This is a genomic window from Streptomyces sp. NPDC001816 (genome assembly GCF_042892235.1).
Classification (GTDB): Bacteria; Actinomycetota; Actinomycetes; order Streptomycetales; family Streptomycetaceae; genus Streptomyces.
On sequence record NZ_JBIATY010000003.1, the window covers coordinates 114,874 to 134,988 of the forward strand.

18 protein-coding genes and 1 pseudogene are annotated in these 20,115 nt (G+C 71.2%); 13 read left to right on the forward strand and 6 right to left on the reverse strand.

Annotated elements, in window-relative coordinates:
- Positions 1-233: 233 nt before the first annotated feature.
- Entirely contained in the window at positions 234-1,853 is a 1,620-nt protein-coding gene (locus tag ACFYZZ_RS11555) for an MFS transporter (protein ID WP_389174008.1), read from the reverse strand.
- 67 nt (positions 1,854-1,920) lie between these two features.
- Here ACFYZZ_RS11555 and ACFYZZ_RS11560 point away from each other — a divergent pair, with 67 nt between their 5' ends.
- The 3 genes from ACFYZZ_RS11560 to ACFYZZ_RS11570 all read left to right on the forward strand — a co-directional run bounded on the left by ACFYZZ_RS11560 (position 1,921) and on the right by ACFYZZ_RS11570 (position 4,772).
- Entirely contained in the window at positions 1,921-2,547 is a 627-nt protein-coding gene (locus tag ACFYZZ_RS11560; RefSeq protein WP_389174011.1) for a TetR family transcriptional regulator, read from the forward strand.
- A gap of 92 nt (positions 2,548-2,639) precedes the next feature.
- Positions 2,640-3,857, forward strand: a complete 1,218-nt coding sequence (locus tag ACFYZZ_RS11565) for an alpha/beta hydrolase (RefSeq protein WP_389174014.1) — start codon at positions 2,640-2,642, stop codon at positions 3,855-3,857.
- A gap of 66 nt (positions 3,858-3,923) precedes the next feature.
- Positions 3,924-4,772 (forward strand): DUF4429 domain-containing protein, encoded by an 849-nt coding sequence (locus ACFYZZ_RS11570; protein ID WP_386572180.1) that lies wholly within the window; start codon positions 3,924-3,926, stop codon positions 4,770-4,772.
- Here the strand turns inward: ACFYZZ_RS11570 and ACFYZZ_RS11575 are convergent, their stop codons facing one another.
- Positions 4,773-5,216, reverse strand: coding sequence for a MerR family transcriptional regulator (locus ACFYZZ_RS11575; RefSeq protein WP_389174017.1), 444 nt, complete (start codon positions 5,214-5,216; stop codon positions 4,773-4,775).
- 97 nt (positions 5,217-5,313) lie between these two features.
- Here ACFYZZ_RS11575 and ACFYZZ_RS11580 point away from each other — a divergent pair, with 97 nt between their 5' ends.
- Together ACFYZZ_RS11580 and ACFYZZ_RS11585 are read left to right on the forward strand one after the other, a co-directional pair.
- Complete coding sequence (locus tag ACFYZZ_RS11580; protein WP_389174019.1) at positions 5,314-5,784, forward strand: GNAT family N-acetyltransferase; 471 nt, start codon at positions 5,314-5,316, stop codon at positions 5,782-5,784.
- Between the two features lie 18 nt (positions 5,785-5,802).
- Positions 5,803-6,624: a serine hydrolase domain-containing protein gene (locus tag ACFYZZ_RS11585; RefSeq protein ID WP_389174021.1), complete on the forward strand. Its 822-nt coding sequence runs from the start codon at positions 5,803-5,805 to the stop codon at positions 6,622-6,624.
- Positions 6,625-6,826: 202 nt separating this feature from the next.
- On the opposite strand, the gene ACFYZZ_RS11590 is transcribed toward ACFYZZ_RS11585, so the two are convergent.
- Positions 6,827-7,480, reverse strand: a complete 654-nt coding sequence (locus tag ACFYZZ_RS11590) for a pirin family protein (RefSeq protein WP_389175720.1) — start codon at positions 7,478-7,480, stop codon at positions 6,827-6,829.
- Between the two features lie 107 nt (positions 7,481-7,587).
- Between ACFYZZ_RS11590 and ACFYZZ_RS11595 the strand changes: the two genes are divergently transcribed.
- The 5 genes from ACFYZZ_RS11595 to fabF all read left to right on the forward strand — a co-directional run bounded on the left by ACFYZZ_RS11595 (position 7,588) and on the right by fabF (position 12,561).
- On the forward strand, positions 7,588-8,793 hold the full coding sequence (locus tag ACFYZZ_RS11595) for a PucR family transcriptional regulator (protein ID WP_389174024.1): 1,206 nt from the start codon (positions 7,588-7,590) through the stop codon (positions 8,791-8,793).
- An 89-nt stretch (positions 8,794-8,882) separates the two neighbouring features.
- Entirely contained in the window at positions 8,883-9,836 is a 954-nt protein-coding gene (locus ACFYZZ_RS11600) for an ACP S-malonyltransferase (protein ID WP_389174027.1), read from the forward strand.
- A gap of 15 nt (positions 9,837-9,851) precedes the next feature.
- Complete coding sequence (locus tag ACFYZZ_RS11605) at positions 9,852-10,883, forward strand: ketoacyl-ACP synthase III (protein ID WP_389174030.1); 1,032 nt, start codon at positions 9,852-9,854, stop codon at positions 10,881-10,883.
- Positions 10,884-10,963: 80 nt separating this feature from the next.
- Positions 10,964-11,212: an acyl carrier protein gene (locus tag ACFYZZ_RS11610; RefSeq protein WP_046425089.1), complete on the forward strand. Its 249-nt coding sequence runs from the start codon at positions 10,964-10,966 to the stop codon at positions 11,210-11,212.
- 86 nt (positions 11,213-11,298) lie between these two features.
- Positions 11,299-12,561 carry a beta-ketoacyl-ACP synthase II gene (gene fabF / locus ACFYZZ_RS11615; RefSeq protein WP_389174033.1) on the forward strand — a complete coding sequence of 421 codons (1,263 nt, stop codon included), beginning with the start codon at positions 11,299-11,301 and terminating at the stop codon, positions 12,559-12,561.
- A 57-nt stretch (positions 12,562-12,618) separates the two neighbouring features.
- Here the strand turns inward: fabF and ACFYZZ_RS11620 are convergent, their stop codons facing one another.
- Complete coding sequence (locus tag ACFYZZ_RS11620) at positions 12,619-13,113, reverse strand: DUF3145 domain-containing protein (protein ID WP_145883325.1); 495 nt, start codon at positions 13,111-13,113, stop codon at positions 12,619-12,621.
- Between the two features lie 256 nt (positions 13,114-13,369).
- On the opposite strand from ACFYZZ_RS11620, the gene ACFYZZ_RS11625 reads away from it, so the two are divergent.
- On the forward strand, positions 13,370-14,269 hold the full coding sequence (locus ACFYZZ_RS11625) for an SGNH/GDSL hydrolase family protein (RefSeq protein ID WP_389174037.1): 900 nt from the start codon (positions 13,370-13,372) through the stop codon (positions 14,267-14,269).
- Between the two features lie 15 nt (positions 14,270-14,284).
- Complete coding sequence (locus tag ACFYZZ_RS11630; RefSeq protein ID WP_389174039.1) at positions 14,285-15,256, forward strand: aldose epimerase family protein; 972 nt, start codon at positions 14,285-14,287, stop codon at positions 15,254-15,256.
- Positions 15,257-15,338: 82 nt separating this feature from the next.
- On the opposite strand, the pseudogene ACFYZZ_RS11635 reads toward ACFYZZ_RS11630, so the two are convergent.
- Positions 15,339-17,815, reverse strand: a pseudogene (locus tag ACFYZZ_RS11635) (glycoside hydrolase family 3 protein).
- Between the two features lie 220 nt (positions 17,816-18,035).
- Between ACFYZZ_RS11635 and ACFYZZ_RS11640 the strand changes: the two are divergent.
- A complete protein-coding gene (locus tag ACFYZZ_RS11640) occupies positions 18,036-19,295 on the forward strand; it encodes a pyroglutamyl peptidase (protein ID WP_389174042.1) in 1,260 nt (419 codons plus the stop codon).
- On the opposite strand, the gene ACFYZZ_RS11645 is transcribed toward ACFYZZ_RS11640, so the two are convergent.
- A complete protein-coding gene (locus ACFYZZ_RS11645; protein ID WP_389174045.1) occupies positions 19,285-20,076 on the reverse strand; it encodes an EI24 domain-containing protein in 792 nt (263 codons plus the stop codon). The two genes, ACFYZZ_RS11640 and ACFYZZ_RS11645, sit on opposite strands and share 11 nt — an antisense overlap.
- Between the last annotated feature and the right edge of the window lie 39 nt (positions 20,077-20,115).

Genomic DNA, 20,115 nt, shown 5'->3' on the forward strand with positions numbered 1-20,115 from the left:
ATATGCGGCTCCGCCGCGTGGGCGCGACCAGCCCCCACCGGCCCGCAGACGAAGCACGGCCGAATCGCCGAAGGCGAAGGCGCGCGCAGCCCCCTCCGCAGCGCGCGCCGCGGCCCGGTCGTCCTCCCATGCCCTGCGGAGGACCTGACCCACTGTGACCTGCGGCGCGCGCCGAGTGCGAGGAATCTTTAGCGGAGTCACCCTGATAGGGGAAATCCTCCTCGGACGGGGCTTCAGATGTGGCCGACTCCCGCGCCCGCCTCCGCGTTCTGCCCCCGCTTGGTGAGCAGCGCGACGAGGACGGCGACCGCCGCCACGCCCGCCGCCACCAGGGACGCGAGGCTCATGCCGGAGATGAACGTGTCATGGGCGACGCCGGTGATCTTCGCGACGATCGGCTCCGGGGTGCCCTTGGCGACCGGGGCCACACCGACCTGAACGGCCTCGGAGGCCTTGTCCAACTGAGCCGGCGTCAGCGGCGGCAGCCCCGCACCGGTCCAGTTGCCCGGCAGGTCGCTGTCGACCTTGGAGGCCATCACGGCACCCAGCACCGCCGTACCGAGGCTGCCGCCGATCTGCATGGCCGCCTGCTGGAGGCCGCCCGCCACACCGGACAGCTCCATGGGCGCGTTGCCGACGATGACCTCGGTGGCGCCGACCATGACCGGCGCGAGGCCGAAGCCGAGCAGGGCGAACCAGATCGACATCACACCGCTGCCGGTGTCGGCCTTGAGCGTCGACATGCCGTACATGGCGATCGCGGTCGCGGCCATGCCGCCGGCCAGCGGGATGCGCGGGCCGAGCTTGGTGATCGCGGCGCCCGCGAGCGGGGAGCCGACGATCATCATGCCGGTGAGGGGCAGCAGGTGCAGACCCGCCTTGATGGGGCTCATGCCGTGCACGTTCTGGAGGTAGAACGTCACGAAGAACAGGCCGCCCATGAAGGCGATCGCCATCAGGACCATCAGCACGACGCCCGCGGACAGCGGCACCGAGCGGAACAGGCCCAGCGGGATCAGCGGTTCGGCGACCCTCGTCTCCCAGAGGGCGAAGAAGGCGAAGAGCATCACCGAGGCGGCGATGAAGAGCCAGGTGCGGCCGGAGCCCCAGCCCCAGCTCGGCGCCTTGATCAGGGCCCACACCAGGCAGAACATCGCGCCGGAGAGCAGGACAATGCCGAGGAAGTCGAAAGAGCGCGGGACGTTCGCCGCGCGGTGGTCGCGCAGGATCAGCACGCCCAGGACCAGCGCCAGCAGACCGACCGGCACGTTGATGAAGAACACCGACTGCCAGTTGACGTGCTCGACCAGGACGCCGCCGAGGATCGGGCCGCCCGCGGTGGAGGCGCCGATCACCATGCCCCAGATGCCGATCGCCATGTTGAGCTTCTCGGCCGGGAAGGTGGCCCGCAGCAGACCGAGCGCGGCCGGCATCAGCAGCGCGCCGAACAGGCCCTGGAAGACGCGGAAGGTGACCACCGCGGCGATGCTGTTCGACAGCCCGATGGCGCCGGAAGCGGCGGCGAAGCCGGTCACGCCGATGAGGAAGGTCTGCCGGTGGCCGAAGCGGTCACCGAGCTTGCCCGCGGTGATCAGGGAGACCGCGAGGGCGAGGAAGTACCCGTTGGTGATCCACTGGACGTCGGCGAAGCTCGCCTTGAGGTCCTTCTGGATGGCCGGGTTGGCGATCGCCACGATGGTGCCGTCGAGGGCCACCATCATGACCCCTACGGCGACGGTGATGAGGGTGAGCCACGGGTGCCCGCGCAGCCCCGCGGCCGGGGTCGCCTCCGACGGGGCTGCCGGCGCCTTGTCCTCCGGCCCCGTCGTGTCGATGGTGGTCTGACTAGTCATGCGTTCGAGGCTAGTGACAGCCGCTGACATTTGACAAACCAATTCACAAGTCGGTAACTGACACATTATGGAAACACTGCGTGAGCGCAAGAAGCAGCGCACCCGGGACGCCCTGCTGCGCTCCGCCCTCGAACTGTTCACGACCCAGGGGTACGAGCACACGACCGTCGACGAGATCGCCGAGGCCGTCGGCGTCTCGCAGCGCACCTTCTTCCGCTACTTCGCCGGCAAGGAGGACGTGGCCTTCGCCGTCCAGGACCTGGCGGAGGCCCGCTTCGTGGCGGCGGTGCGGGAACGGCCGGCGCACGAGACCCCGATGGAGACGCTGCAGCAGGCCGTACTGGAGGGCTGGGACGGGCTGCGCGAGGCCGTCGAGGCGGTCGTACCGGTCGAGCTGTACGTGCGCATGTACCGGACGATCGAGTCGACCCCGTCCCTGCTCGCCGCCCATCTGCTGCGCTCCGTGGCCACGGAGGAGGCCCTCGCGCGGCTGCTCGCCGAACGGGAGGGCGTCGACGTGGACGCCGACCCGCGGCCGCGGCTGGCCGTGGCCGTCTTCGGCGGGGTGATAAGGGTCACCGAGCGGCAGTGGAGCACGGGCGACGACTTCAGCGTGGAGGCGATCCGCGAACTCACCGCGTCGTACCTCGATCAGGTGGGTTCGGCGCTCACCGGGAACTGGCGTATCACCTGAGGTCGTTCGGGGTTCGTTCGACGCCTCACGAAACGTGATACCTGTCACTCGGTTACCCCGAGACCCTCCCGTTCTCCTAGTGTGTCCTCCCAGTGACTTCCTTCGACACCTCCCCGCAACTCAACGTCTGGCGCATGCTGCTCGCGCTGGCCGTGGTGTTCGTGATGCTCGCGACCACCGGCTGGACCGCGCTGCGCAGCCACCGGGAAGCGACCGCCCTGCAGGCCTCGCTCGCCAAGTGGGAGCAGGGCAGCATCCACGGCCTGCACCTGCCGGACCCCGACGGCTCCCCCGCGCGGCTCGCCCGCTTCTTCGCCTCGCTCACCCCGCACGAGCAGGACCGCCTCGCCCACCGCTACCCCCTCGCGGTCGGCAACATGAACGGCGCGCCCGTCTCGCTGCGCTACCGCGCCAACCACGTCGCGCTGGAGCAGGCCCGCAAGGTCGAGAAGAAGCGCATGCACGACAGCCGGCTCAGCGCGGCCGGACAGCAGGAGGCGGGGCGTCGTATGCACCGCTACGAGTCGCTGCTGAACCCCGACCGGCAGATCCTCGCCTTCGACCCCGAGGGCTCGGGCCGGATCGCCGAGGTGTTCGGGAACCTGACCAAGGCCGAGCGGATCTCCGTCGTCGTCCCCGGCGTCGACACCGACCTGCTCACCTTCCAGCGCACGAGCCGCAGGTACAGCGCCCCGGTCGGCATGGCCAAGGCCCTGTACGCGGCCGAGCGGACGCAGAGCCCCACGACCCGTACGGCCGTGATCGCCTGGGCCGACTACACCGCGCCGGACGGACTCGGCGTGGACGCGGCCACGGGGCTGCGCGCCGCGGAGGGCGCCCTGCGCCTGAACGCGCTGCTGCACGCCCTGCCCGGCAAGGCTCCGGTGTCGATGTTCTGCCACAGCTACGGTTCGGTGGTCTGCGGGGTCGCCGCGCACGACATGCCCCGCCGGGTGACCGACATAGCGGTGGCCGCGAGCCCCGGCATGCGGGTCGGCAATGCCTCCGGCCTCGGCACCTCGGCCCGGGTGTGGGCGATGCGGGACGCCACCGACTGGGTGCAGGACGTGCCGTACCTGGAGGTCGGCGGGCTCGGGCACGGCGCCGACCCGGTCTCCTCGTCGTTCGGCGCGCGGGTGCTGTCGGCACGGGACGCGCAGGGTCACGCAGGCTATTTCCAGCCGGGCACGGACAGCCTGCGCAACCTCGCCGACATCGGGGTGGGCGCGTACGACGCGGTCACCTGCGCACGCGAGAACGATGCGTGCCGGGCCGGTCTGCCCCGCACGTCGATGGCCCAACGCGCGTAGAAACAGCAGGAAGTGCGGTCTGCGCGGGTGGCGACGGAGGAGCACGTGCCGCATACGATGAGCCGCATGGGTGACGTACTGGCGGGTTTTCATGCCGTCTGGGAGTTCGAGTCCGACTCCGTGCTCATCCGCTACGAACGGGGGATTCGAACACCGAAGCTGTTCCAGGCGCTGGGCGAACGGCGGATCCCGCTGTCCGCGGTCGAGGAAGTGACTCTCACGCCGGGCAAGCGCGGCACCGTCGCACTGCGGCTGCGGCCGCGCGTCGGGGCCGACCCGTTGTGGGAGGCGGCGGCCGGGCAGCTGCGCGAGGGCTCCGACCCGTACCGGCTGGCGCTGCCGGCCGAGCGGTCGACGCTCGCGGAGTACTACGCGGACGAGCTGAAGGGGCTGCTGACCGAGTCCGGGCCCACCGACCGGTATCTGGTGGCCGCGCCGGAGGCGCCGCTGCAGTTCAAGGCGTACGACGGGAAGGCGTCCTTCGACGGGACGACCGTGCAGTTCCGGTGGTCCTGGACGGGAGCGTCCTCGGCGAAGTGGAAAGCCGGGGACCAGAGCTTCGCGGTCGCCGGCCTCAGCGGGGTGGAGTGGCGGTCGCCGGAGGTCTTCGAGGGGCATCTACGGCTGCTGCCCCGCGAGGGCGGCTCCGCCCGGCCGGCGCAGCCCGACCAGGATCCGGCGTCCGTCGTCTTCGGGCTCGGATACGGCCCGGTGCACGAGTCGCTGCCGTTCGCGGCGGCGGTCCTGGAGGCCGTACGCACCCGTGGGCCGGTACCGGCGGTACCGGCCCCGGCACGCCGGGACCCGGCCGACATCGCCGAGCGGATCCGCCACCTCGGGGAGCTGCACCAGGCGGGGCTGCTCACGGACGAGGAGTTCTCGTCGAAGAAGGCGGAACTGCTGGCCGAAATGTAGTCAGCGGCCCGTGGAGTAGAAGCTGATCTTCCGGTCCAGGACCGAGAGGGTGTCGTGCAGCTCCGCGATCCTGGCCAGCACGTCCCGGCGGGTCGATTCCAGCAGTGCCTGGCGTTCCGGGTAGGTCGTCTCGCCCTCGCGCACCAGTTCCGCGTAGCGGACCATGTCCGCCACCGGCATGCCGGTCAGGCGCAGCTTGGTCACGAAGTCCAGCCAGTCCAGGTCGCGGTTGCTGTAGCGGCGCTGGCCGGTGTGGGAGCGGTCGATGTGGGACATCAGCCCGATCCGCTCGTACCAGCGCAGGGTGTGCGCGGTCAGGCCGGTGAAGGCGACGACCTCGCTGATCGTGTAGCGGTCCTGGCCGTCGGGGCGTGGGTGCCGCCGGGGCGGGGCTGCGCAGATGTCGGTCCTGCTCGCGTTCTCCTCGGTCTGCATCACCGTCATGGCCCCACGCTATGGCCTTCGAGTGCACTCGAAGCAAGCCGAACCCGGTAAGAAATGCGCACGACGGGGCCGGGCGGCGGTCGTTAGCGTGCGGGACATGAGTCTCGTACGCCGGGCGCTGCCCGAGGACGCCGAGGAAGTGCTGCGACTGCGGCAGGTCATGATTGATTCGATGGCGGGCGCCGACCCTTCCACCGACTGGCACGAGGAGTCCCTGCCGGGACTGCGCGCACGGCTGGGCGACCCGGACGGGAGCTTCGTGGCGTTCGTCGTGGACCACCCGGAGCGGCCGGGGGCGCTGGCCGCGCTGGTGGCTGGGACGGTCGACTACCGGATCGGGAAGGCGGGCGATCCGTTCGGGACGGTCGGCTTCGTCTTCAGTGTCGCCACCGACCCGGGCACACGGCGCCGGGGGTACGCGCGTGCGTGCATGGACGCGCTGCTGGAGTGGTTCCGTGAGCGCGGCGCCGGGCGCGTCCACCTCACCGCGTCCGCCCAGGCCGCGCCGCTCTATGCCGGCCTCGGCTTCCTGCCCAGGCCGGACCCTTTGATGGAGCTGAAGCTCTGAGCGCTTAGGCTCGACGGCATGTCGCTGAAGAGCCTCGCGTTGATCGAGAACTGGCCGGTTCCCACCGCCGCGGCCGGTGTCGTACAGGCCGACGGGACCGTCCTCGGGACCCATGGGCCCGTCGGGCACCGGTTTCCGCTGGCCTCGGTGACCAAGCCGCTGGCGGCCTACGCGGCGCTGGTCGCGTACGAGGAGGGTGCCGTCGAGCTGGACGAGCCGGCCGGTCCTGCCGGGGCGACCGTCCGCCATCTGCTCGCGCACACCTCCGGGCTGGCCTTCGACGAGCACAAGGTGATGGCGCCTCCCGGGGAGCGGCGGCTGTACTCCAACGCCGGGTTCGAGCAGCTCGGGGATCACATCGCCAAGGCGACGGACATTCCGTTCGCGGAGTATCTGCGGCAGGCGGTGCTGGAGCCGTTGGGGATGACGCGGACGTCGCTGGACGGGTCCCCCGCCAAGGACGGCGTTTCGACGGTGGACGACCTGCTGCGGTTCGCTGCGGAGGTGCAGGCGCCGAGGCTGTTGGATCCGCGTACGGTCGCCGAGGCGATGTCCGTGCAGTATCCGGGGACGAAGGGTGTCCTCCCTGGCTACGGGCACCAGAACCCCAACGACTGGGGGCTCGGCTTGGAGATCCGTGACTCCAAGTCGCCGCACTGGACGGGGTCTTCGTCTTCACCGCGCACGTTCGGACACTTCGGTCAGTCCGGTACGTTCCTGTGGATCGATCCGGATGCGGGTGTGGCCGGTGTTGCCCTGACGGACCGCGCATTCGGCCCCTGGGCGATCGAGGCGTGGCCGGCGTTCACGGACGCGGTGCTCTCCGAGCTGCGAGGCTGACCTTTCGGCTGCGGGCCGGTGGGGGCTGGTCGCGCAGTTCCCCGCGCCCCTGGGGAGTTGCAGCTCCGTCGGCTGCATCGCACCGTAGCTGCGGGCAGTCGTGCCGCTGGGGCGGCACGGGTGGGCGCAGCGGCACCCCGCCAGCGCGGGCAAGCGAAACCCACCCCCGCCCAGCCCCCACGCGCCCGCACCCCTGACGGCCCTACGGCGCCATCTCCCACAGCAGAAGTTCCGCTGACGTGACACCGACCGCCTCCAAACCCTCCGCTTCCGTGATCCGGGCCGAGTCCCCGGGGCCCAGCGTCTCCCCCGCCAAGTTGATCTCGCCGCGTACGACGTGGACGTAGACGTGTGCCGCGTCCGGCACAGCCGTCCGCTCTCCCGGGGCCAGGCGGCGGACGTGGAGCATTGCGCCGGCGGCCGGGAGTGCGTAGGGGGTGGAGTCGGCGATGCCCGGGACGATCGCGTAGGACGGGTCGCCGCCGGGGGTCAGGGGGGCCAGCCACATCTGGAGGAAGGTCAGGGGGGTGGAGCCGTCGTTGCGCTCCACGTGGCGGACGCCCGCCGCCGCGCTGAGGTGCTGGACGTCTCCGGGGCGGACCCGGGTCTCGTGGCCCGTGGAGTCGCGGTGGGTCAGTTCGCCCTCGACGACCCAGGTGACGATCTCCGTGTGGCTGTGCGGGTGCTCGTCGAAGCCGGCGCCGGGGGCGAGCCGCTCCTCGTTGCAGGCGATCACCGCGCCGAAGCGCAGGTTCTCGGGGTCGTAGTGCGGGCCGAAGGAGAAGGCGTGGCGGGTGTCGATCCCGGCCCCTGGGTCCCCGCCGGGGTAGCGCTCTGCGGCGCGCCGTACGTCCATCACGGCACCACCGTAGACCGCGCACACGCCCCCTCGGCCCGGCGGGGCGTCTCACCTGCTGACCCCGGCGACGCACGCTCACGTCCGGATAAGGCAGTCTTGTCCACGTGCCCGAACCCGAATCCCGTCACAGCGAACCCGCAGCACATGTCGTCCACCCGCACCCCGCGACCCTGAAGCGGCTGGAGAAGTCCTCCGGGAGCCTCGCCGCGCAGGCCATCGCACGCATGGACGAGACGCTGCCGTGGTACCGGGCCATGCCCCCGGAGAACCGTTCCTGGATCGGGCTCGTGGCCCAGGCGGGCATCGCCGCCTTCACCGAGTGGTTCCGGCATCCCGATGCTCCGCAGGCGATCTCGACGGATGTCTTCGGGACGGCGCCCCGCGAGCTGACCCGGGCCATCACGCTGCGGCAGACCGTGGAGATGGTGCGGACCACCATCGAGGTCATGGAGAGCGCCATCGACGAGGTGGCGGCGCCCGGAGACGAGAACGTGCTGCGCGAGGCGCTGCTCGTGTACGCCCGCGAGATCGCCTTCGCCACCGCCCAGGTCTACGCCCAGGCCGCCGAGGCACGCGGTGCCTGGGACGCGCGGCTGGAGTCGCTCGTCGTCAACGCCGTGCTGAGCGGGGAGGCCGACGAGGGGGCCGTCAGCCGGGCCGCCGCGCTCGGCTGGAACTCGCCGGAGCATGTGTGTGTCGTGCTCGGGACCGCTCCCGACGGGGACAGCGAGCTGACTGTGGAGGCGATCAGGAGGGCGTCGCGGCACGCCAAGGTCCAGGTGCTCACCGGGGTGCTCGGTGACCGGCTCGTCGTCATCGCGGGTGGCAGCGCGAATCCGCTCGCCGTCGCCAAGTCACTGATCGGGCCGTTCGCGGCCGGACCGGTCGTCGCCGGGCCCGTCGTACCCGATCTGCTGGCCGCCACGCGGTCCGCGCAGGCCGCCGCCGCGGGGCTGAAGGCGTGTTCCGCCTGGCAGGACGCGCCGCGGCCGGTGCTGGCGGAGGATCTGCTGCCGGAGCGCGCCATCGCGGGCGATCCGAGCGCCCGCGAGCAGCTGGTGGAGGAGATCTACAGACCGCTGGAGGAAGCCGGGTCGGCGCTCCTGGAAACGTTGAGTGTCTACCTGGAGCAGGCGAGCAGCCTGGAGGGCGCGGCCCGGATGCTCTTCGTTCACCCGAACACCGTGCGCTACCGGCTCCGACGTGTGACAGACGTCACCGGTTGGTCGCCTTCGGATGTACGATCCGCCTTCACACTGCGGATCGCGCTGATCCTGGGGCGTCTGGCCGAAGGAGACGCCCAACTCTAGGCTTTTGTCGGGGCCCTACAAAAGCCCCTCGTGTTCTTCGTCCCTGTCCCCACGGGCGGCCTCGGCCGTCCCCAAGAGAGAGTGTGAGAGTGCTCGTACTCGTCGCTCCCGGCCAGGGCGCCCAGACGCCCGGCTTCCTGACTCCCTGGCTCGACCTCCCCGGTGCCGCCGACCGTGTCGCCGCATGGTCGGACGCCATCGGACTGGACCTGGTCCACTACGGCACCCAGGCCGACGCGGACGCCATCCGCGACACCGCGGTGGCTCAGCCGCTGCTGGTCGCCGCCGGCATCCTGTCCGCTGCGGCACTCGGCGACATTGCCGAGATCGCCCCGGGCGCCGTCGCCGGCCACAGCGTCGGTGAGATCACCGCCGCCGCCTTCGCGGGCGTCCTGGACGACACCGCCGCGCTCGGCCTCGTCCGCAAGCGCGGTCTGGCCATGGCCGACGCCGCCGCGATCACCGAGACCGGCATGTCCGCGCTGCTCGGCGGTGACCCCGAGGTCTCCGTCGCGCACCTGGAGAAGCTGGGCCTGACCCCCGCGAACGTCAACGGCGCGGGCCAGATCGTCGCCGCGGGCACGCTGGAGCAGCTCGCCGCGCTGAACGAGGACAAGCCCGAGGGCGTCCGCAAGATCGTCCCGCTGAAGGTCGCCGGCGCCTTCCACACGCACCACATGGCTCCTGCCGTGGACGCGCTGGCCAAGGCCGCCGCCGAGCTGACGCCCGGCGACCCGAAGGTCACCTACGTCTCCAACAAGGACGGCCAGGCCGTCGCCACCGGCGCCGAGGTGCTGGAGCGGCTGGTCGGCCAGGTCGCCAACCCGGTGCGCTGGGACCTGTGCATGGAGACGTTCAAGGCACTGGGTGTCACCGCGCTCATCGAGATGTGCCCGGGCGGCACGCTGACCGGCCTGGCCAAGCGGGCCCTTCCGGGTGTCAAGACGCTGGCCCTGAAGACCCCCGACGACCTCGACGCGGCCCGTGAGCTCATCGCCGCAGCAGCTGATTCCGCTGCTGCCGCAGCGGGCGCCGACGCTTAAGGAGCCGTAACGCACATGGCGAAGATCAAGCCCAGCAAGGGCGCCCCGTACGCGCGCATCCTCGGTGTCGGCGGCTACCGGCCGGTCCGGGTCGTGCCCAACGAGGTGATCCTGGAGAAGATCGACTCGTCCGACGAGTGGATCCGTTCGCGCTCCGGCATCGAGACCCGGCACTGGGCCGGCCCCGACGAGACGGTCGCCGCGATGGCCATCGAGGCCTCCGGCAAGGCGATCGCCGACGCGGGCATCGCTGCCGAGCAGATCGGCGCCGTGGTCGTCTCGACCGTCTCGCACTTCAGCCAGACCCCGGCCGTCGCCACCGAGATCGCCGACAAGCTGGGCACCGACAAGGCCGCCGCGTTCGACATCTCGGCGGGCTGCGCGGGCTTCGGCTACGGCCTCACCCTTGCCAAGGGCATGGTGACGGAAGGTTCCGCCGAGTACGTGCTCGTCATCGGCGTGGAGCGGCTGAGCGACCTGACCGACCTGGAGGACCGGGCCACGGCCTTCCTGTTCGGTGACGGCGCCGGCGCGGTCGTGGTCGGCCCCTCCCAGGAGCCGGCGATCGGCCCGACCGTGTGGGGCTCCGAGGGCGACAAGGCCGAGACCATCAAGCAGACGGTCCCCTGGGACCGGTTCCACGTCGGGGACCTCTCCGAACTGCCCGTCGACAGCGAGGGCAACGTCAAGTTCCCTGCGATCACGCAGGAGGGCCAGGCGGTGTTCCGCTGGGCCGTGTTCGAGATGGCGAAGGTCGCCCAGCAGGCGCTGGACGCGGCCGGAATCACCCCGGACGACCTGGACGTCTTCATTCCGCACCAGGCCAACATGCGGATCATCGACTCGATGGTGAAGACGTTGAAGCTGCCGGAGAGCGTCACGGTCGCCCGTGACATCCGCACCACCGGCAACACCTCGGCCGCCTCGATTCCGCTCGCGATGGAGCGGCTCCTGGCGACCGGGGAGGCGAAGAGCGGCGACACCGCGCTTCTCATCGGCTTCGGGGCGGGTCTCGTGTTCGCCGCGACGGTCGTTACCCTCCCCTAGGCACTCCGTGCCGGATCATGCGATCCGGTGCGGGATCATTTGCCACAAACCGTCTGGATTATCGAAGAAGGAGCGCCAACATGGCCGCCACTCAGGAAGAGATCGTCGAAGGTCTCGCCGAGATCGTGAACGAGATCGCCGGCATCCCGGTTGAGGACGTCCAGCTGGACAAGTCCTTCACCGACGACCTGGACGTCGACTCGCTGTCCATGGTCGAGGTCGTCGTCGCCGCCGAGGAGCGCTTCGACGTCAAGATCCCCGACGAGGACGTCAAGAACCTCAAGACCGTCGGCGACGCCACGGACTACATCCTCAAGCACCAGGCCTGAGCCACCCTTTAGGTCACAGGCTGCAAGGCCCCGCCACCCGGCGGTGGCGCCGTATGAATCCCGCATCCGTTGGAGAAAGAATTCCCGTGAGCCCGACCAATCGCACCGTGGTCGTCACCGGTATCGGCGCAACCACACCGCTGGGTGGCGACGCAGCTTCGTTCTGGGAGGCCCTGCTCGCCGGCAAGTCCGGAGTGAGCGCCCTCGAGCAGGACTGGGCGGCCGAACTGCCGGTCCGTATCGCCGCACAGATCGCCGTCGAGCCGGGCGAGATCATCCCCCGCCCGCAGGCCCGCAAGCTGGACCGGTCCGCGCAGTTCGCGCTGATCGCCGCTCAGGAGGCCTGGAAGGACGCCGGATTCACCGCCAAGGCCGGCGAGGACGTGTCCGTGAACCCGGACCGGCTGGGTGCGGTCATCGCCTCCGGAATCGGCGGTGTGACGACGCTCCTGGACCAGTACGACGTGCTCAAGGAGAAGGGCGTACGCCGTGTCTCCCCGCACACCGTGCCGATGCTAATGCCCAACTCCCCGGCGGCCAACGTCGGTATCGAGCTGGGTGCCCGCGCCGGTGTGCACACCCCGGTCTCGGCCTGCGCCTCGGGCGCGGAGGCCATCGGGTACGCGATCGAGATGATCCGCACCGGGCGTGCGGACGTGGTCGTGGCCGGTGGTACCGAGGCCGCCATCCACCCGCTTCCCATCGCCGCGTTCGGCAACATGATGGCGATGTCCAAGAACAACGACGACCCCGAGGGCGCCTCGCGTCCCTACGACTCCGGTCGTGACGGCTTCGTGCTCGGCGAGGGCGCCGGTGTGATCGTCCTGGAGTCCGAGGAGCACGCGAAGGCCCGCGGCGCCCGGATCTACGCGGAGGCGGTCGGCCAGGGCATCTCCGCCGACGCCCACCACATCACGCAGCCGGAGCCGTCGGGCAACGGCATCGCGGCCGCGCTGCAGAACCTGCTGGACAACACGGACCTGAAGCCGGCCGAGGTCGTGCACGTGAACGCGCACGCCACCTCGACGCCGCAGGGTGACGTGGCCGAGATCAAGGCGCTGCGGAAGGTGTTCGGCGACGACGTCGACCACATGGCGATCTCCGCGACCAAGTCGATGACGGGTCACCTGCTGGGTGGCGCCGGTGGTATCGAGACGGTCGCGTCGATCCTGGCGCTGGTGAACCGTACGGCTCCGCCGACGATCAACGTGCGTGAGCTGGACCCCGAGGTCAACGCGGATATCGTGGTCGGTGAGGCGCGGGCTCTCCCCGAGGGCCGGATCGCCGCACTGAACGACTCGTTCGGGTTCGGTGGGCACAACGTGGTCCTGGCGTTCCGGACCGTCTGAGAGACATGAGGAAGGGCCCCCACCTGCCGGCGGGGGCCCTTCCTCATGTCCCGGTACTCACACCACCTGGTGCAGCCACCGCACCGGTGCTCCCTCGCCCGCATACCTGAACGGCTCCAGTTCGTCGTCCCACGGCTTGCCCAGGAGCTTGGAGAGTTCCGCCTCCAGATCCGTCTCCCCGCGCTGGCTGCGGAGCAGGGCCGCGCGCAGTCGGTCCTCGGGGATGAGGATGTCGCCGTGGATGCCGGTGACGGCGTGGAAGATGCCGAGGTCCGGGGTGCAGCTGTAGCGCTCGCCCTCGGCGGTGGGGCAGGGCTCGGCGGTGACCTCGAAGCGCAGGAGGTGCCAGCCGCGCAGGGCGGAGGCCAGCTTGGAGGCCGTGCCCACCTCGCCCTGCCAGGAGAACTCAGAGCGCCAGGTGCCGGGTGCCGCGGGCTGCCGGATCCAGTCGAGGTTGACGCGCGTGCCGAGCACCCCGGCGACGGCCCACTCGACGTGCGGGCACAGCGCGCGCGGCGCGGAGTGCACGTACAGAACTCCACGTGTCGTCACCGGAACCTCCGGGCAGAGCGGGACATCTTGCGGACTGGCTGGGCGGCAGTGGCGCGACGGCCGCGTTGATGGCGAGGCTACCCTGCGGCGGCGCAAGGAGTGTGACGTACCGTCGGTCCCAGTGCCAGGAAACTCCCGCCATTCACCCAGGGGGACGCTTGTACGGGGGTGAGCCGTTCCAAGGTCCCCGGGCCGGGAACCCTCGCGCGTTGTTATAAGAGCGACCACTCCACATCGAGCGAGGGGATCAGCAGGGATGCGGAAGCGAAGCCACCGTGCGCGGGCTGCCCTTGCCGTCGTGGCGGCGGCCGTGCTGAGCACGGCGGGGTGTGACGCCTTCGGTGGCGGTGGTGACGGTACGAAGGATTCCGGGGCGAGCGCGTCCCGTCCCTCGCCCCGGCCCACGCCGGTGTGGAACCGCAGCCCCGGCTCGATCGCCGCGGTCGGGGACTCCATCACCCGTGGGTTCGACGCGTGCACGGTGCTCTCGGACTGCCCCGAGGTGTCGTGGGCGACGGGCAGCGACGCCAAGGTGGACAGCCTGGCGGTGCGGCTGCTGGGGGTGACGGGCGCGGCGGAGCGCAGCTGGAACTACGCGGTGACCGGTGCCCGGATGGCCGACCTGCCGGAGCAGATGGCCCAGGCGGCCGCCCGCGCCCCCCAGTTGGTGACGGTGATGATCGGTGCGAACGACGCGTGCCGTTCGTCGGCCCGGGCGATGACCTCGGTGGCCTCCTTCCGCACGGACTTCGAGGAGTCGCTGGCCACCCTGCGCGCGGCGCTGCCGAAGACGCAGGTGTACGTGGCGAGCGTGCCGAACCTGAAGCGGCTGTGGTCGGCGGGCCGGACGAACCCGCTGGGCAAGCAGGTGTGGAAGCTGGGCATCTGCCCGTCGATGCTGGGGGACGCGGACGACCTGACCGTCAGGGCCACACTGCGCCGGGACAAGGTGCAGAAGCGGGTGGAGGCCTACAACGCGGTGCTGAAGGACGTGTGCGCCAAGGACCGCCGCTGCCGCTTCGATCGCAACGCGGTCTTCGACTACCGCTTCGACACGGAGCAGCTCAGCCACTGGGACTGGTTCCACCCGAGCCGGAACGGCCAGGCACGGCTCGCCGAGATCGCCTACCGCACGGTGACCGCGGAACGGCCGTGACCTAGGGTTTCCCACATGAGCGAACTTTTCGGCACACTTTCCGACGGCACCCCGGTGCACCGCTGGACGCTGGGGCGGGCCGGGGTGCGGGTGCGGGTGTTGTCGTACGGCGGGATCGTGCAGTCGGTCGAGGTCCCGGACCGGGACGGGTACACGGCGGACGTGGTGCTGGGGTTCCCGGGGCTCGACGGCTACCGGGAGCATCCGGAGCCGTTTCTCGGCGCTCTGGTCGGCCGGTACGCCAACCGCATCGCGGGCGGCCGCTTCCCGCTGGACGGCTGCACCTACGCGCTGGAGCAGAACAGCGGCCCCAACTCGCTGCACGGCGGCTCACAGGGGTTCGACAAGCGGGTGTGGGAGGTCGAGCCGGTCGAGGACGGGCTGCGGCTGAGCCGGGTGAGCCCGCACGGCGAGGAGGGGTTCCCCGGCCGGCTGGAGGTGGCGGCCACGTACACCCTGGACGCGTCCGGTGCGCTGCGGATCGCCTACGAGGCCGTCACGGACGCGCCGACGGTCATCAACCTCACCAACCACACGTACTGGAACCTGAGCGGCTCCGGCCACGCGGGCGGCCACGAACTGCGGCTGGCCGCCTCCCGCTACACGCCGGTGGACACCGACCTGATCCCCACCGGAGCGCTGACGGACGTCTCCGGCTCCCGCTTCGACTTCCGTACGGCCCGCAAGGTGGGCTCCGGCTACGACCACAACTTCGTGCTGGACAAGGGGGTGACCGAGGCGGCCGAGGAGGTGGCCGAGCTGTACGACCCGGCGTCGGGCCGGGTGCTCACCGTGGCCACGACCGAGCCGGGCCTGCAGCTCTACACCGCCGACCACCTCGCGGCCCCCTTCGCCCCCGGCGACGGCATCGCCCTGGAGACCCAGCACTTCCCGGACTCCCCGAACCACCCGGACTTCCCGAGCACCGAGCTGCGGCCGGGCCGGGTCTTCCGCTCGGAGACGGTGTACGGCTTCTCGGTCCGCTGAGTGAGCCCCGGTCCAGGGGTCAGGTCCCGGACCGGGGCTGCATGTGGGGACTTTGTCCGCGGTGTGTGCAGACTGTCCCGGATCAGACGTTAATCGTCGCGGTCAGCCTGTGGTCCGAGATCGAGCGGGCAGCGGTGATCTCGTACGAACCCTTCACAAACGCCCACGCCTTCGCCGTGTCGTCCCAGACCTCGAAGGTGCGGCGGGACAGTTCGACGGTCACCTCGACACTCTCGCCGGGTCCGGCCTCGGCGTCCGCGAATCCGGCCAGCCAGCGTGCCGGGCGCTCGGTGTCGGGCTCGGCCGGGGAGACGTAGACCTGGACGACCTCGCGGCCGGGACGCTTGCCGGTGTTGCGCAGGCGGACGCGGGCGGTGGCGCCGTCCGTCTCCAGCGCCTCGTAGGTCCAGTCGGTGTAGCCGAGGCCGTGGCCGAAGGGGTACGACGGTGTGCGGCCGGCCCTCTCCCAGGCGCGGTAGCCGATGAGCAGGTCCTCGGTGTAGGGCAGTTCGCCGTCGGCGGGGACGACCTGGGTGACGGGGGCGTCGGTGAGGGAGCCCCAGGTGGTGGGGAGGCGGCCGCCGGGCTCGTGGGCGCCGGTCAGCACGTCGGCGAGGGCGGCGCCGCCCTCCTGGCCGGGGAACCAGGTCAGCAGCACGGCGGCGACCTCGTCGCGCCAGGGCAGTTCGACCGGGGAGCCGGAGTTGACGATCACGACGGTGTTCGGGTTGGCGGCGGCGACGGCGCGGACCAGGTCGTCCTGGCGGCCGGGGAGGCGGAGGTCGGTGCGGTCGAAGCCCTCGGACTCGACGCGGTCGGTGGTGGCGACCATGACGACGGCCGTGTCGGCGCCGCGTGCGGCCAGGGCGGCCTCGGCGATCAGCTCGTCGGGGTCGCGCTGGGGTCCGGCGTGGGCGAGGCCGAAGGTGACGACCTTCATGGGGATGTGCTCGGGGAACCGGACGACATGGGTCAGGGAGACGTCGACCGGCTCGCCCGCGACGAGTTCGGTCTGGGCGCGGCGCGTCGGGGGCGCGAAGAGGGTCTCGAAGGGGTCCTCGTTCTCGGGGCGCTGGACGTCGTCGTAGTACGTCGTCCCGTCGACCGTGAGGGTGAAGGCGCCCATGCCCTTGATGCCGAAGGTGTGCGGGCCGGACTCGCGCGGGGTGAAGGTGCCGGTCAGCTCGACGGTGTGGAGGGATTCATGGGTGACGCCCTCGGGGAGGTCGGTGCCCATCCACTGGATGTGGCCGCTCGGGGCGGTGCCCGTGCCGATGACGTTGCCGTCGGTGTCCCGGCAGACCGCGCGGAGCGTGAAGTCCTGGCCGGCGGGCGCGAGTTCGGTGGCCGGGTCGGCCCCCACGGCGTAGCTGAGGGTGCCCTCGGGGAGGGCGGCGGTGAGGCCGTCGAGCGGGGAGACGATCCGGGCGGGGAAGACGGTGGCGGAGCCGCCGCCGAGGACGCGGGCGTCGCGGGCGGCGGCGCCGATCAGGGCGACCGTGCCGGCCCTCAACGGGAGTGCGCTGTTCTCGTTGCGTACGAGGACGAAGGAGCGGCGGGCGATCTCGCGGGCCAGGGCCTCGCCGTCGACCGGCGCGGGCGGCTCGGTGACGACGGGTTCGGCGCCGTCCAGGATGCCGACGCGGGCCGCGAGGCGCAGTACCCGGCGAACGGCCGCGTCGACGGTGGCCTCGGCGACCCGGCCGTCCCGGACGGCCCGGGCGAGGGCCTCGCCGTAGACGGTCTCGGGGCCGGGCATGGCGACGTCGAGGCCGCCCTCGATGTCGCCGACGGTGTCGCGGGCGGCCATCCAGTCGGAGACGTTGAAGCCGTCGAAGCCCCACTCGCCGCGCAGGACTTCGTTGACCAGGTAGTGATGTTCGGTCATGGTCGTGCCGTTGACCTGGTTGTAGGCGGTCATGATCCCCAGGGACGGGCGTTCGCGACGATCGCCTCGAAGGGGGCCAGGTACAGCTCGCGCAGGGCGCGTTCGGAGACCAGGTTGTTCACGGTGAAGCGGTCGGTCTCGGCGTCGTTGGCGACGAAGTGCTTGACGGTGGTGCCGACGCCGCCGGACTGGACGCCGGTCACATAGCCGGAGCCGATCTCGCCGGTCAGGTAGGGGTCCTCGCTGTAGGCCTCGAAGTGGCGGCCGCCGAGCGGGGAGCGGTGCAGGTTCACGGTCGGCGCGAGCAGGACGTGGACGCCCTTGCGGCGGGCCTCCTGGGCGAGCAGCACGCCTGCGCGGCGGGCGAGGGCCGGGTCCCAGGTGGCGGCGAGCGCGGTCGGCGAGGGCAGGGCGACGGAGGGGTCGTCGGCGGTCCAGCGCACGCCCCGGACGCCGATCGGGCCGTCGGACATGACGAGGGACTTCAGGCCGATCTCCGGCAGGGCGGGCAGGGTCCACGTGTCCTGCCCTGCCAGCAGCCGTGCCTTGGCGTCGAGTTCGAGGCGTCCCAGCGCGGCCTCGACGGCCGTCTCGCGGGCCTCGTCTGCGCGTGCCTTGTCTGTCTCCGCCACAGCGGTACCTCCTCGCTGAGTGCCTTGGATTCCTCTCATCCTGCATCCGCCCAGCAGGGGCTGCTGCACTACTTCCCGACGAAGGACGCCGGGGGTGGGTCTCGCTTGCCCGCGCTTGCGGGGTGCCGCTGCGCCCACCCGTGCCGCCTCAGCGGCACGACTGCCCGCAGCTACGGACGGCAACTATGCAGACCACTCCCCGCACGCGATACTTCCCCCGCATCACACGTCCCCCAGCGACGGAAGGACCCCAACCCCCGTGACCTCGTTACGTATCCGGACCGCCGTGCTCGGTATGGCTCTGCTGGCCGGGCTGTCGGCTCCCGGGGCGACGGCCTGTGCCACCCAGGCGGCCGCCGCCTCCCCCACCGTCGAGGAGCAGCGGCTCGACAGGGCCGTACCGCAGGAGATTCTCCGCCGCTCCGGATTCGACGGCGTGGCACCGGAGTTCGCCGATGCTCTGGAGCGCGCGCACTCCTACCCGCAGGCCCGCCGCATCGTCGTACGCGAGGGGTTCGCGCTGTGGCGGCGGGCCGTGGAGCGGGCGCAGGGGCGGGGGCCGGAGGGTGGTGATCTGAGCCGGGACGACGACCGGCCGCTGTACTGGGCGCGCCTCGGGATGACCCGGGAAGTGCGCACCTGGGAGCCGGAGTTCGGTCTCACCGACTCCCAACGGTCCGCCCTGCTGGATCAGTTGGAGCGCACCTCACGCGGTCAGACCGACATCCGCTATCCGGGGCAGCCGCACCTCAGGCGGGTCCTCCTCACCGGTTTCGACCCCTTCACGCTCGACCGGGACGTCCGTATCTCGAACCCGTCCGGGGCGAGTGCGCTGGCGCTGGACGGCACGGTGATCGAGACGGCAGAGGGTCCGGCCCGGGTCGAGACGGCCGTGTTCCCCGTGCGCTGGCAGGACTTCGCGGACGGCACGGTGGAGCGGACGCTCCGGCCCCATCTGCCGAAGGTCGACCTGTTCACGACCGTGAGCCAGGGCCGGGTCGGGCGCTTCGACATCGAGCGCAGCAACGGCGCCTGGCGGGGCGGCTTCCCGGACAACGACAACGTCTCCCGCACCGAGACCGTCCCCGTCACCGATCCGGCCACACAGCCCCAGTGGACGACGACGACCCTGCCGTACGCCGCCATCACGGCCGCGGAAACGGGCCGGTTCCCGGTGTACGACCACACGGAGGTGACCGAGGTCCCGGCGGGCGGCACCGATCCCGTCGTACGGCCGGACGGCCCGACCGCCGGCTCGACCGCCCGTGCGGGCGGCGGCGGCAACTACCTCTCCAACGAGATCGCCTACCGCGCGACCCTGCTCCGGGACCGGCTGGGCCTGCACGACACGCTGCCGGGCGGCCACGTGCACACGCCCGTGCTGCAGTTCGGCGCGGGCAACACCGACCCGGCGACGGGCACGGTGACCGACCCGGAGTTCGTCCGGAACCGGCTGGACATCATCGCGCAGGTGCGGTCGATCGTGACGGTGGCGGCGCAGGCCACGTTCAGGAAGTGACCCGCACCCCGTCCTCGGCGTCCTCTTCCTCGGCGCTCTCCTCGCCCAGCAGGTCACGGGCGAGGAGGGTCGCCCCCGCGACCGCGCCCGGCATCAGGAACACCGCGACGAACGGGACCAGGAAGGCCAGGCCGAGGGGCGTGCCGAAGCCCCAGACCAGGGACTTGCGGGAGCGGAGCAGGGTGAGGCGGGCGCGGAGTTCGACCCCGCGGCGCTGGAGGGCCACGGCGGTCAGTTCCTCGGTGAGGAAGAAGCCGGTGACGAAGAAGCCGAGCACCGGGACGACCGTCTGGCCGACGACGGGCAGGAAGCCGAGCCCGAAGAGGAGGATGCCCCACAGCATGGCCCGGACCAGGATCCGCAGGCTGTCGCGGGCCGAGATCCACAGCTCGTGCCAGAGCGGGAGGTCGGAGCGGGGTGCGGTGCCGTCGGGCGAGACGTCCTCGTCGACCTTCTCCGACAGGTTCTCGTAGAAGGGCTGGCCGATCAGCAGGGTGACGGCCGTGAAGGTGAGGACGGCCAGCAGCAGGCCGAGCGCGAAGAGGACGACCGTGAGGAAGCCGCGGAACAGACCCTGCCAGGGGCTCGACCAGTCGTCCGCGAACGGGGTCGCCCAGGCGACGCCGTCCTCGCCCCACACGGCGAGCGCGACCAGCGCCGCCGCGTACAGGACCAGCGCGATCAGGCCGGGCAGCAGGCCGAAGCCGTACTGCTTGCCGTGCCGGCCGACCCACCGCTGGCCCTTGAGGAGATAACCGAAACCCACCCCGAGATCGCGCATGGGGAAACCCTATCGGGGGATGCCGTTGGCTCGTTCACG